General features: G+C 65.7%; 13 protein-coding genes. 8 read left to right on the top strand and 5 right to left on the bottom strand.

Going from position 1 to position 12,283, the window contains the following annotated elements; translation table 11 throughout:
• Positions 1 to 38: 38 nt before the first annotated feature.
• Positions 39 to 404, bottom strand: coding sequence for a VOC family protein (locus OVA31_RS05365; protein WP_267630074.1), 366 nt, complete (start codon positions 402 to 404; stop codon positions 39 to 41).
• Positions 405 to 533: 129 nt separating this feature from the next.
• Between OVA31_RS05365 and OVA31_RS05360 the strand changes: the two genes are divergently transcribed.
• The 5 genes from OVA31_RS05360 (at position 534) to OVA31_RS05340 (ending at position 6,587) form a co-directional block, all read left to right on the top strand.
• Positions 534 to 2,237 carry a flavin monoamine oxidase family protein gene (locus tag OVA31_RS05360; RefSeq protein ID WP_420714142.1) on the top strand — a complete coding sequence of 568 codons (1,704 nt, stop codon included), beginning with the start codon at positions 534 to 536 and terminating at the stop codon, positions 2,235 to 2,237.
• A 5-nt stretch (positions 2,238 to 2,242) separates the two neighbouring features.
• Complete coding sequence (locus tag OVA31_RS05355) at positions 2,243 to 3,046, top strand: carbon-nitrogen hydrolase family protein (protein WP_267630072.1); 804 nt, start codon at positions 2,243 to 2,245, stop codon at positions 3,044 to 3,046.
• A gap of 356 nt (positions 3,047 to 3,402) precedes the next feature.
• Positions 3,403 to 4,134, top strand: coding sequence for a hypothetical protein (locus OVA31_RS05350; RefSeq protein ID WP_267630071.1), 732 nt, complete (start codon positions 3,403 to 3,405; stop codon positions 4,132 to 4,134).
• Positions 4,135 to 4,503: 369 nt separating this feature from the next.
• Positions 4,504 to 5,637: a DNA polymerase IV gene (locus OVA31_RS05345; protein WP_420714194.1), complete on the top strand. Its 1,134-nt coding sequence runs from the start codon at positions 4,504 to 4,506 to the stop codon at positions 5,635 to 5,637.
• The gene (locus OVA31_RS05340; RefSeq protein ID WP_267630069.1) at positions 5,634 to 6,587 is read left to right on the top strand and encodes an esterase/lipase family protein; all 954 of its coding nucleotides are present in this window, start codon (positions 5,634 to 5,636) and stop codon (positions 6,585 to 6,587) included. Before OVA31_RS05345 ends, OVA31_RS05340 begins: the two co-directional genes overlap by 4 nt.
• Before the next feature lie 15 nt (positions 6,588 to 6,602).
• Here OVA31_RS05340 and OVA31_RS05335 read toward each other — a convergent pair whose 3' ends face one another.
• The 3 genes from OVA31_RS05335 to OVA31_RS05325 form a co-directional block, all read right to left on the bottom strand.
• Positions 6,603 to 6,986, bottom strand: a complete 384-nt coding sequence (locus OVA31_RS05335; RefSeq protein WP_267630068.1) for an ArsR/SmtB family transcription factor — start codon at positions 6,984 to 6,986, stop codon at positions 6,603 to 6,605.
• Positions 6,987 to 7,135: 149 nt separating this feature from the next.
• A complete protein-coding gene (locus tag OVA31_RS05330) occupies positions 7,136 to 7,630 on the bottom strand; it encodes a SixA phosphatase family protein (RefSeq protein WP_267630067.1) in 495 nt (164 codons plus the stop codon).
• Entirely contained in the window at positions 7,627 to 7,917 is a 291-nt protein-coding gene (locus OVA31_RS05325) for a hypothetical protein (RefSeq protein WP_267630066.1), read from the bottom strand. The genes OVA31_RS05330 and OVA31_RS05325 overlap by 4 nt, the downstream gene beginning before the upstream one ends.
• Positions 7,918 to 8,021: 104 nt before the next feature.
• On the opposite strand from OVA31_RS05325, the gene OVA31_RS05320 reads away from it, so the two are divergent.
• Entirely contained in the window at positions 8,022 to 8,888 is an 867-nt protein-coding gene (locus tag OVA31_RS05320) for a DMT family transporter (protein WP_267630065.1), read from the top strand.
• A 9-nt stretch (positions 8,889 to 8,897) separates the two neighbouring features.
• On the opposite strand, the gene OVA31_RS05315 is transcribed toward OVA31_RS05320, so the two are convergent.
• Positions 8,898 to 9,359 (bottom strand): flavodoxin domain-containing protein, encoded by a 462-nt coding sequence (locus OVA31_RS05315; protein ID WP_267630064.1) that lies wholly within the window; start codon positions 9,357 to 9,359, stop codon positions 8,898 to 8,900.
• A gap of 190 nt (positions 9,360 to 9,549) precedes the next feature.
• On the opposite strand from OVA31_RS05315, the gene OVA31_RS05310 reads away from it, so the two are divergent.
• Both OVA31_RS05310 and OVA31_RS05305 read left to right on the top strand, forming a co-directional pair.
• Positions 9,550 to 11,106, top strand: coding sequence for a CoA-acylating methylmalonate-semialdehyde dehydrogenase (locus tag OVA31_RS05310; protein WP_267630062.1), 1,557 nt, complete (start codon positions 9,550 to 9,552; stop codon positions 11,104 to 11,106).
• A 5-nt stretch (positions 11,107 to 11,111) separates the two neighbouring features.
• Positions 11,112 to 12,278, top strand: a complete 1,167-nt coding sequence (locus tag OVA31_RS05305) for an acyl-CoA dehydrogenase family protein (protein ID WP_267631412.1) — start codon at positions 11,112 to 11,114, stop codon at positions 12,276 to 12,278.
• The last annotated feature ends 5 nt before the right edge of the window (positions 12,279 to 12,283 follow it).

The raw sequence follows: 12,283 nt of genomic DNA, 5'->3' as shown, positions 1-12,283 counted from the left end.
AGATCGGCCCCCACGCTCAGCGTGGGGGCCGTTTCTGTTTACCGGTACGGCAGATACTGCACGTTCCAGTGGTTCCCGTCCGGATCATCGAAGTACACGAAGTGCCCCCACGCCTGCTCGTCGACCTCACTGGCCTCGACGCCGGCGTCGAGGAGATGCTTGCGTGCGACGTTGATGTCGGAGACGCACAGCATGAGCGTTCCCGGATTCGGCGGACCGCCGTCGACGATCCCCTTGCCGAACGCGATCGAGCAGCTCGATCCGGGCGGCGTCATCTGGACGAACCGGATGCCGTCGGTCGGGGACTGGTCGTGGTCGGGATTGAAACCGATCCGGGTGTAGAAGTCTTTCGCCCGGTCGACGTCGGTGACGGGCAGAAACGCAACCTCGAGTGTCCAGTCCATGATCTTCTCTCTCTCTGCGGTGATTGTGTACGTCGAGCTCCGATACACATCGAGTCTCCTCCGAATAGCGGACAGCCCGCGTCCGCATTCGAGAAGTGAGTCAATGATGTCCCGACGCGCCAGCGGACGATGTGTGGCGCGCCGATCGGATCCGGGCCATACGCTGGGACGGTGCAGCCCGACCGGCCCGTGACCATCTTCGGTCCCGATTTCCCGTTCGCCCACGACGACTGGATCACCCATCCTGCCGGTACCGGATCGGTGCCGGCCGACGCACTTGGTGCCGAGGTCGCGATCATCGGCGCGGGAATGGCCGGGATGGTCGCCGCCTACGAGTTGATGAAGGTCGGGCTGCGACCGGTGGTCTACGAACCCGAGCGGATCGGCGGCCGCCTGCGATCGGAGCACTTCGTTCCGGGTGAGCCCGAGGTCGCCGAACTCGGCGGCATGCGGTTCCCGGCATCGTCGTCGACGTTCTTCCACTACGTGGACACCTTCGGTCTCCGCAGCCGGCCGTTCCCCAACCCGCTCACCGAGGCCGCGGGCAGCACGGTGATCGACCTCGGTGGTGAGACGCTGTACGCCCGCACCCTCGACGACCTGCCGCCGATCTACACCGAGATCGAGAATGCCTGGGACAGTGCGCTGGAACGCGTCGCCGGATTCTCCGCGCTGCAGGACGCGATCCGGGAACGTGACGTTCCACGACTCAAGGAGCTGTGGAACCGGCTCGTCATCGACTGGGACGATCGTAGCTTCTACGACTTCCTGGCCACCTCCGACGAGTTCGGATCGCTGACCTTCCGTCACCGTGAGCTCTTCGGGCAGGTCGGATTCGGCACCGGCGGTTGGGATTCCGACTTCGCGAATTCGATGTTGGAGATCCTTCGGGTGGTGGTCACCAACTGCGACACCAACCAACACCTCATCGTCGGCGGGGCCGAGCAGGTGCCGCGCAGACTGTGGTCCGACAGCCCGGCCAACATCCGGCACTGGCCGGTGGGTACCAGTCTCTCGTCGTTGCACAGTGGCGTCCCGCGGGCCGGGGTCTCTGCGATCCGGCGTCTCGGCCCCGATCGCATCGAGGTCGTCGACCACTGGGGTGATTCGCGGGAGTTCCCGGCGGTGATCGCCACCTGCCAGGCATGGCTGCTGTCCACCGAGATCGAGTGCGATGAAAGCCTTTTCAGTCAGGATCTGTGGATGGCACTGGATCGGACGCGATACATGCAGTCGTCGAAGACGTTCGTCATGGTCGACCGGCCGTTCTGGACCGATCGCAACCCGACGACTGGCCGCGACACGATGAGCATGACACTGACCGACCGGTTGACGCGCGGCACCTACCTCTTCGACAACGGGCCCGACCGGCCAGGGGTCATCTGTCTCAGTTACACCTGGATGAGTGACGCCCTCAAGGTGTTGCCCCATCCCGTGGATCGGCGAGTCTCGTTGGCACTCGACGCTTTACGCAAGATCTATCCCGACGTCGACATCGCCGAACACATCGTGGGTCGTCCCCTGACCGTGTCCTGGGAGGCCGAGCCGCACTTCCTCGGCGCATTCAAGGGAGCACTGCCCGGCCACTACCGATACAACACCCGCATGTACGGGCACTTCCACCGGCAGGAGCAACTGCCGGCCGCCGAGCGCGGCATCTTCATCGCCGGCGACGACGTGTCGTTCATGCCCGCCTGGGTGGAGGGCGCCGTGCAGACCGCGCTCAACGCCGTGTGGGGTGTGATCCACCACTTCGGCGGGTCGTCGCACCCCGACAATCCGGGTCCCGGGGACCGGTACGACGACCTCGGTCCGATCGACATCGGGGGGTGACGGCATTGACGATCACTGCACACGACCTCCGGATGGCTCTCTGGCAGTGCGTACCTCGAACCGGCGATGTCGCGGGAAACCTTGCGCGTCTCGACACCGTGCTCGACGAGTCCGCTCGGCGATCGGTGGACCTTCTGATCACGCCCGAGATGGTCGTCCCGGGATATCACCTCGATGCCGACGCGGCGGGTCGTGTCGCAGACCCGCCGGACGGCCCGATCGCCGAGCAGGTCAGGTCGATGGCGCGACGTCACGGCATCGGCATCTTGTACGGATGCGCCGAGCGGGGACTGGATGGATTGGTGTACAACGCCATCCGGCTTGTCGACCGGACCGGTTCCCCAGTGGCCACGCACCACAAGACCCATCTGTTCGGCGATCTCGACCGCGAGATGGTCGCACCCGGTAGCACCATGCCCCCGGTCGCCGATCTGGGTGGCTGGCGACTGGGTCTCCTGACCTGTTATGAGGTCGAGTTCCCGGAACTGGTCCGGTCGCTGGCCGTGCGCGGTGCCGACGTCGTGTGCGTGCCCACCGCCAACATGATCGAGTACGACGCGGTCCAGGATGTGCTCCTCCGCGCTCGGGCACTGGAGAACCAGACCTTCGTGGCATATGCGAATTACTGTGACAGGGAAAGGGATCTGGTCTACGGCGGCCGTAGCGAGATCGTCGCCCCGACCGGGGAGGTTCTCGCCGCCGCCGATCGCGGGCCAGCTCTCGTCGTCGCCGATCTCGATCGCTCGATCCTCGTGGAGTCACGACGGCGCTACCCCTACCTCGCAGACCGGCGGCCGGACCTCTATTGACCTCGGCAACGGTCGGGGCGCCGCCGCGACCGAACGTTCGATAACCGGAAGTCCGAGGTAGTGGCCCGATTTGCCTCTGGACAGAGTGGCTTCCGTACCCTACGGTAGCGTTACGCGTCCGCAAGTTACTGAGCAGTAAGGGGCGCTGGGGGGTCGGTTTTCATCTCGACCGGAGGCGGCGTCTGTCGCCAACCGGACCGAGGTGTCATCTCCGGCAAGAGGTTTCGATCACCACTCACAATCCGGTGCCGGTCGCCGAGCCGGCAGGTTCGTTCGTCATGCGTCACGTGTCGGGGCGGGGTCGTGACGTGACGTCCGCAGGACAACACTCCGCAGGACCAACGCAAGGGGGACCCATGCCCGACACACTCAGTACCATCCGCATGCGCGGTCTGGCCGACGATTCCTTCCGACGGCCCCTGGAATTACTCGAGGCCATCGAGATCATGGAATTGGTCGTCATACCCGGACTCGACGCCGTACTCGATGCGCCCCAGCAGTTTGCCTTGAGCTTCGAGTCGTCGATCGCCTTGTCCGGCATGCTCCGCAAGCACGGGCAACGGGTCGGCATCCTCAAGCAGATGGTCGTCGAGGCTCTCGATGAAAGCGGCTGCGGTCCGCGGCATCTCGCGCATATCCCGTCCGCCCTGCCCGTTCGTGCGGTGCAGTCGATCGTCGCATACCCCAGGTGGTCGGCAGATCCCGACGGGGTCGCCGTTGTCCGGATCGCGTTCGCCTTCGTCGCGGTCCATGCGCTGACCGACCCGACCGACTGTCGGACGGCGTCACGGGCGCTGCACCTGCGACCGCGTCCCCTGCACGACGATCGGGCCCTTCTCCGACGAGTGCTGGGCGAGGCGCTACCCGGCCTCAGCGCGAACGCTCGCCAGTTGTTGTCGATCTACATCAGCAAGGCCAGCGTCTTCTTCGCCGACCCCGACACGGTCCGATGGTCGGTTCCGTTCAGCGGCGGAAAGCGCGACACCTCGGCATCATCGTTGCTCGTCTACAACCCCGATGCGCTGCGCGAAGCGTGCCGCGGCGTCGGCCTCGACTCCCAGGAGCTGCGGATCTCGCCGCGACAGTGACGGCGTGGATCACATCCGGAAGAAAAAGTGTCACAGACCACTGGACAGGTCACTTACCATGCGGTAGCTTACGCAACGGTAACCTACTCGGGGGTAACCGTCGGGGGCTGCGATTTCAGCACGTCAGGGGGATTTTGTGGAGGCGTCACACTGTCCGGTGTCACCTTGCAACCGTCTTCCGAACGTGAACAACAGTGTGCTGCTGGTTCGTTGCGAACCGCACACGTAGGCCTGTCGACGTCGACGCAGGGGAGGGCGTCGTCGCGGGGTCGGGTCGGATCGGACCGTCGGCTGTACGGCCGTCGACGGCCGGTCCGACCCGAAAGAACACAGCCGGTCGGCCGCCGTCGCCGGTCGTCGTACTCTGAGATCGTGGCTGACACTCCGCGGCGGTACCGCTGGCTGCTCCACGTGGACCTCGACCAATTCCAGGTCTCGGTCGAGCGGTTGCGGAGCCCAGAGCTCGTCGACGTCGCGGTGATCGTCGGCGGCAACGGCGATCCCACCGAGGCGCGAAAAGTGGTGACCTGCGCGTCCTATGAGGCGCGCGATGTGGGAGTGCGAGCAGGGATGCCGCTGCGAGCCGCGCATCGAAAGCTGCCCGACGCGGTCTATCTGCCGTTGGACATCCCGGCCTATGACGTCGCCTCGGGCGAGGTGATGTCGGTCTTACGGAGTTTCGGACATCCCGTCGAGGTGTGGGGGTGGGATGAGGCCTATGTGGGCGTCGAGCCGATCCCGGCTGACGGGGCTGTCGACGTCACCGGGACGGAGATCGACGATGCGCGGGTTCGCCAGATCGCCCAGGAGATCCGGGCGGCGGTCCTGACCGGGAACGGCCTCGCGTGTTCGATCGGGATCAGCGACAACAAACAGCGCGCGAAGATGGCCACCGGCTTCGCCAAGAAGTCCACCGACGACAAGGTGTTCCTCCTCGACTCCCGGAACTGGCTGGAGTTGATGGGCGACGGACCGTGTCGCGATCTGTGGAGTGTCGGCCCGAAGACCGCTGCGAAACTCGCCGCACAGGGTGTCGACACCGTGAACCAGCTGATCGCGACGTCTCGCAAGGACCTGATCGAGACCTTCGGTCCCCATCAGGGCAACTGGCTGTACGTGCTGTGTCGCGGGGGCGGCGATTCGACGATCACCGAGGAGCCATGGCTGGCCCGTTCGCACTCGAAGTCGCGGACGTTTCCCGTCGACCTGGTCGATCATGAGGAGATGCGCGGAGCCGCAAAGGTATTGGCCCGGGACGTGCTCGACCAGGTGCTGACCGAGGAGCGGGTGGTGTTCCGGGTTGCGGTGACACTGCGGACGTCGACGTTCTTCACCCGCACCAAGTCTCGCAAGCTGGCCGGGCCGACCACCGTGTACGACGACATCGAGCCCGTCGTGGTCTCACTGCTCGACGACTTCGAACGGGATCGACCCGTCCGACTCCTCGGCGTGCGGTTGGATCTGGTCACCGACGAAGCGGATGAGGCGGAGGACGAATCATGAAGTGGCGGTGGGTGTGGGCGGTGGCCGGGCTGCTGTCGCTCATCGGGCTGGTGGCTCCGGGGCAGGCAGCAGCGCGTCCCGAACCGCTACCGGTGACCTATGACTTCCTCGCCGGAATCACCGCCGAGCTCGGCAACCCGGGTGGATCGCTACCGGGTACCAACAATTTTCAATGCCGGCCCTCACGCGCGCATCCGCGACCAGTGATCCTGGTGCACGGCAGCGGTGGTGGCCGACAGACGAACTGGGCGACGCTCGCGCCGGTACTGGCCAACGCCGGCTACTGTGTCTACGCGCCGACCTACGGGGCGCTGTCCACGGTCTGGCCCGCCTCGGCATTGGGTGGGCTCGGGGTGAAGCAGGACGGCGCCTGGCAGATCAAGACATTCGCCGACCGTGTTCTGGCCGCCACCGGCGCCGAGCAGGTGGACATCGTCGGCCATTCGCTGGGCACCGAGATCCCGACCTACTGGATGAAATACCTGGGCGGGCGTGGGAAGGTCGCGAACTATGTGTCGCTCGCCCCGTACTGGCGGCAAGGGCCCGACGAAGACGATGCCCGCAGCGAGATGGTGTCGCTCGTGCAGCGGGGACTGGGTATCGCGCCGCTGACGCCCCCGCACTGCGCGGACTGCTCGGCACCTCCGTCCGACACGGACTTCAATCACGCGGTGCGCCGGGGTACCCCGTACCTACCGGGAGTTCGCTACACCAACATCACGACTCGCGACGACGAGATCGTGACGCCCTACAGCAATGGTCTCCTGGCGGGACCGCCCGGGACGCAAGTCACAAATATCGTTGTGCAGCAAGGCTGTCCGCTCGATCATTCGGATCATCTCTCGATAATCGCGAATCGGCGCTCGGCCGGTTTTGTCCTGAACGCACTCGATCCGGGCCGTCGTGCGCCGATCCCGTGTCTCTATGTCCCGCCAGTCACCGGTGCGTGACCGCGCCGGGCCCACTCACGACCTGGTCAGCGGCGGCAACGATGCGATGGCGTCGAGCTGGTCGCGGCGTGCACCCAGCGTGGCCGCGAGAAACGTCCGGGCGATCACCAGGAGTTCGGCGATCTCGGGATGGGCGAGTTCGTAGAACACCGCGTTGCCCACCCGTTCGGCCGCCACCACGTGATGCCGCTTCAGCACGGCAAGGTGCTGTGAGAGTCGTGTCGGCTCGATCTCGGTGATCGTGAGCAACTCGCTCACCGCCGTCGGATCTCCGTTCGCGCTCAGTACCTCGAGAACTCGGATGCGTGCGGGGTGGGCGAGTGCCTTGAACAGGTTTGCCTTGATCTCGTACAGCGGCCGCTCGGGACCATCTGAGCTGGTCGAGGTCCTGTTCGGCACGTGGAGATCTCCTTGCGAGCGACGATCCGGGAGCGGCGGCCCAATGGTTTGACGGATACACGGATTGCGCAATTCCGCAATCCAATCTGAACGTTACCGCATCGGAATGCTCGGTGGACGTCACGACGCGGAGAACCCCGCCGGGCCGGTCAGCCGTCGGCGGCCCGGGGGATACGCACGCCGATGAGATGGGCGTCCGGGTCGACGTCGACTCCGATCCGGTCCCAGGGGAGTCCGATGGTCACCACGGCATAGGCCGAAGTCGGGAAACGCTCGATGTATCCGTCGGAATCGAGGGTGAGGGCCGTGGTCGGCATGCCGGGCGAATGCCCGACGACCAGTACCGTCGCGGCGTCGGCGGGCGCGTGGACCCTCAGCGCCTCGAGGATCTCGTGCGGTGCGCCACCGTAGATGTCGTCGACGTAGGTGGTGGGCGCGGAGATGCCGGTGCGATCCAAGGTCTCGCGCGTCCGGGTGGCTGTCGAGCACACCACCGCGTCGATCGCCAGCCCCTCGTCGGCCATCCATTGCCCGGCGAGTGTGGCTTCACGTCGGCCGCGGTCGGCCAGGGGGCGCTCATGGTCTCCGACCCCCGACGGGTAGCCGGACTTGCCGTGGCGCATCAGCACCAACATGCGCGTCATGCCGCGCCCGCGGTACGACTGCGCGGCCGATTCGTCGCAGCCCGAGAACCCCCGAGCGACCGCAGCACCGCTGTGGTCGCACGCCACGCCGCAGCTTCCTGTCGGCAGAAGGCGGCGTGCTCGTGGTCACCGGTCGCGAAGTGCTCGTCGGCGAGTTCGTCGTACTCGATGCATTCGTCGATCGCCACGTCGATCAGTTCCATGACCGCGTCCCGTGACGAACAGGCGCGGCTGATGGCGTCGGCGTCCAATGTGGTGAGACGTTCGAGTTCGGCCTGGTACCGCATGCACCCAACCTACGACGCCGAGCCGACATCGTGGGGACACACACCGTGACCGGCGTCGATCCGGACAGGTTGAACCATGCTCGCCAACCGATAGCCTGGACAGGGTGCACTCCTGGGTTCCCGCGCTGCTGTCGATCCTCGCAGCAGTTCTGATCGCCGGCGGTACGGTGATGCGTCAACGCGCATCCCATGCCAGCGGCGCGATCGGTCGGGGCTGGTGGATCGGTGCGACCGTCGCCCTGTGCGGCTTCGCGGCGCAGGTCGCGGCCCTGGGGCTGGGATCGATTCTGCTGGTGCAACCGCTCGTGGTGCTCGCGATCCTGTTCGCATTGCCGATGGAGGCGTGGGCCGATCATCGGTGGCCGTTGAAACCCGAGTGGACCTGGGGCGCGGTGCTGGTGATCTGCGTGACCGTCTTCCTCGCCATCTCACGGCCCGAGCCGTCGTTACGACGGCCCGGCGGCCTGTTGATGGTCGTGACGATCAGTGCGGTGATCATCGTCCTGGTCGGTTGCGTGCTCGCGGCCGAACGGTCCAATCAGCACTACAAGGCCCTTCTGTACGGGGTCACCGCCGGTGCCCTGTTCGGCATGTCGGCCCTGCTGGTCAAGACCATCGCCTATCAGTTCATCCACGACTTCGCGGGAGCATTCCTCCAGCCGGAGTTCTATATGTTCCTCGTGGTGGCAGCAGGTGGTGTGGTCGCCCAGCAGCGGGCGTTCGGCGCCGGTGAGCTGCAGACGTCGTTCCCCGCGCTGACGGTGATCGAACTCGCGGTCTCGATGGGACTGGGTGTCGTGCTCCTCGGTGAGAACCTCAATGTCTCGGTGCCGACCGCGCTGTTCCTCGGCGTCGTGCTCGCCCTGATGGTCCGTGCCGTCCTCGAACTCGCCAAACTTGCCGCGGTCCGTGCCGACGAGGCCAATTGCCGGACTCGGAACGCCGCGCCCGACGAGGTCGTGGTCCCGTGAGGAGGGACGTCAGCCGGCGTTGACCGGCTCGATGACCGCTGTGATGCCCTCGGCCCACTCGGCGGCCAGTGCGGCCGGTTTGACCGCCGACGAGTTGTCGTGGCGTGCGTGATCGCCGACCTGCACGGCTCCGCGCGCGGCCAGCTTCTCGGCCATGATCTCGCCGCCGTGGTTGAAGGTCTCGCCGTACACGCTGTCGCCGAGCCCGAACACCGCGAAACGCACGCCGGTCAGGTCCGGCGCCACATCGTCGAGTTCCTCGGCGAACGGCTCGGCACCGCTGGGCAGCTCACCCTCGCCATAGGTCGAGCACACGACGATCAGGAAGTCGGCGGGATCGAGATCTTCCACCGAGTACTCGCTCATGTCATAGATCGATGGGTCGTGATTCACCGCGAGGACATCGGAGATGGCGTCCGCGACCAACTCGCAGTTGCCTGTTTCCGTGCCGTACAAGATGACGACGGACATGACAGAACCCCTTTCGACCTCACCTCGGAGGTCACGAGCATATAGTTGAAGATAGGCTACCCTAACTCGCCACTCGATGGTAATTCGCAGGTGGGAGGGGGTTGCAGATTTACTTGGATGTCCTACTATTGAGAGATGCAAGCCACATCGGCCTGCTTGCCATCCGACTGTGAATCAAGGTGATCTACACGTGTCCGCAACTGATGCAGCCAACGTCCACACCGACGCCGTTCGTACCGTTCCGCACTTCCTGAACGGTGGTCTGGTGACCGCCACCGACGGTCGTTTCGCCGACGTCTTCAATCCCAGCATCGGCGCCGTCGCCGCCAGGGTTCCGCTCGCCAGCACCGCCGAGGTCGACGCCGCGGTCGCCACCGCCGTCGAGGCGCAGCGTGAGTGGGCGGCCTGGAACCCGCAGCGCCGTGCCCGCGTGCTGATGCGCTTTGTCGATCTGGTCAACCAGAATGCCGACGAACTGGCCACCCTGCTCTCGCTCGAGCACGGCAAGACCCATCCCGATGCCAAGGGCGACATCCAGCGCGGCATCGAGGTCATCGAGTTCGCCATCGGCATCCCGCACCTGCTGAAGGGTGAGTTCACCGAGGGAGCGGGCGGCGGTATCGACGTCCACTCGATCCGCCAGCCTCTGGGCGTGGTCGCGGGCATCACGCCCTTCAACTTCCCGGCGATGATCCCGCTGTGGAAGGCGGGGCCTGCGCTGGCCTGTGGCAACGCGTTCATCCTCAAGCCCAGTGAGCGCGATCCATCGGTGCCGGTGCGACTGGCCGAACTGTTCAGCGAGGCAGGTTTGCCGGACGGCGTCTTCCAGGTCGTCCACGGCGACAAGGAATCGGTCGATGCGCTGCTGAACAACCCTGACGTGCAGGCGCTCGGATTCGTGGGCAGCTCCGACATCGCGCAGTACATCTACTCGACGGCCGCTGCGAACGGCAAGCGCTCACAGTGCTTCGGTGGCGCCAAGAACCACATGATCGTCATGCCGGATGCCAACCTGGATCAGGCCGTCGATGCGCTGATCGGCGCAGGCTATGGCAGTGCCGGCGAGCGGTGCATGGCGATCAGCGTCGCGGTTCCGGTCGGTGAGCAGACCGCCGAACGCCTGCGGGCCAAGCTCGTCGACAAGGTCAACGCGTTGCGCGTCGGCCACAGTCTCGACCCCAAGGCCGACTACGGGCCGCTGGTCACGGCCGCCGCACTCGAGCGCGTGAAGGGCTATATCGGCAAGGGCGTCGAGGAAGGTGCCGAACTCGTCATCGACGGGCGCGAGCGGAGCAGTGACGAGCAGCAGTACGGCGACGAGGACCTCTCGAACGGGTTCTTCATCGGGCCGACCCTTTTCGATCACGTCACCAAGGACATGACGAGCTACACGGACGAGATCTTCGGCCCGGTGCTGCAGATCGTGCGGGCCGCCGACTACGAGGAGGCGCTCGCGCTGGCCTCGGATCACCAGTACGGCAACGGTGTCGCGATCTTCACGCAGGACGGCGACGCCGCCCGTGACTTCACCGCACGGGTCAACGTCGGCATGGTCGGCGTGAACGTGCCGATCCCGGTTCCGGTGGCCTACTACACCTTTGGCGGCTGGAAGCGGTCCGGATTCGGGGACCTCAACCAACACGGCCCGGCATCGATCCAGTTCTACACCAAGACCAAGACCGTCACGACCCGATGGCCGTCCGGTGTCAAGGACGGCGCCGAGTTCGTCATCCCGACGATGGATTGATGTCGATGACGATGATCACCGACGGCGGTCTCGACGCGGACGAACGCGTCATCGTCGAGACCGCGGCCGGATTCGCGGCCAAGAGGCTGGCGCCGTTTGCGCTGGAATGGGATGAGAACCACCACTTTCCGGTTGACGAATTGCGCGAGGCGGCCGAGCTCGGCATGGGTGCGATCTACTGCTCGGAGGATGTCGGGGGCAGTGGCCTGCGTCGGCTCGACGGCGTGCGGATCTTCGAGCAGCTTGCCTCGGCGGATCCGGCGGTCGCAGCCTTCCTGTCCATCCACAACATGTGTGCCTGGATGGTCGATCATTATGGCACCGACGATCAGCGTGCCCACTGGGTTCCACGTCTCGCGTCGATGGAAGCGGTGGCCAGCTACTGCCTCACCGAGCCCGGCGCGGGCTCGGATGCGGCGGCGTTGTCCACCAGGGCGGTCCGATCCGGCGACGACTACGTCCTCACCGGCGTCAAGCAGTTCATCTCCGGTGCTGGTACCAGCGACGTCTACGTGCTGATGGCCCGCACCGGCGACAGCGGCGCCCGTGGGATCTCCACCTTCCTCGTCGAAAAGGACGCTCCGGGACTGAGTTTCGGTGCGCAGGAGCGCAAGATGGGCTGGCACGCCCAGCCCACCGCGCAGGTCATCCTCGACGAGGTCCGGGTGCCTGCCGCCAACCTCCTCGGCGGTGAGGAAGGCATCGGTTTCGGGATCGCGATGAACGGCCTCAACGGCGGTCGGCTCAACATCGCGGCGTCCTCTCTGGGCGGTGCGCAGGCGGCGTTCGACCGTGCCGCGACCTATGTCGCATCGCGGAAGGCATTCGGAGGTGCGCTGATCGACGAGCCGACCATCCGGTTCACCCTCGCCGACATGGCCACCTCCCTGCAGGCCTCGCGATTGATGCTGTGGCAGGCAGCGGCTGCCCTCGATGCCGGCGCACCCGACAAGGTGGAGCAGTGCGCGATGGCCAAACGATTCGTCACCGACAGTTGCTTCACGGTGGCCGATCAGGCGCTGCAACTCCACGGCGGATACGGCTATCTCACCGAATACGGTCTGGAGAAGATCGTCCGGGATCTGCGTGTGCACCGGATACTGGAGGGCACGAACGAGATCATGCGCGTCGTGGTCGGACGGTCGATCGCCGCGCGCTATCGCGAGAACTGAACTGA

The organism is Gordonia sp. SL306, from assembly GCF_026625785.1.
Classification (GTDB): Bacteria; Actinomycetota; Actinomycetes; order Mycobacteriales; family Mycobacteriaceae; genus Gordonia.
Note: the sequence above shows the minus strand (reverse complement) of the source record. Positions and strands in the feature narration are given on the sequence as shown.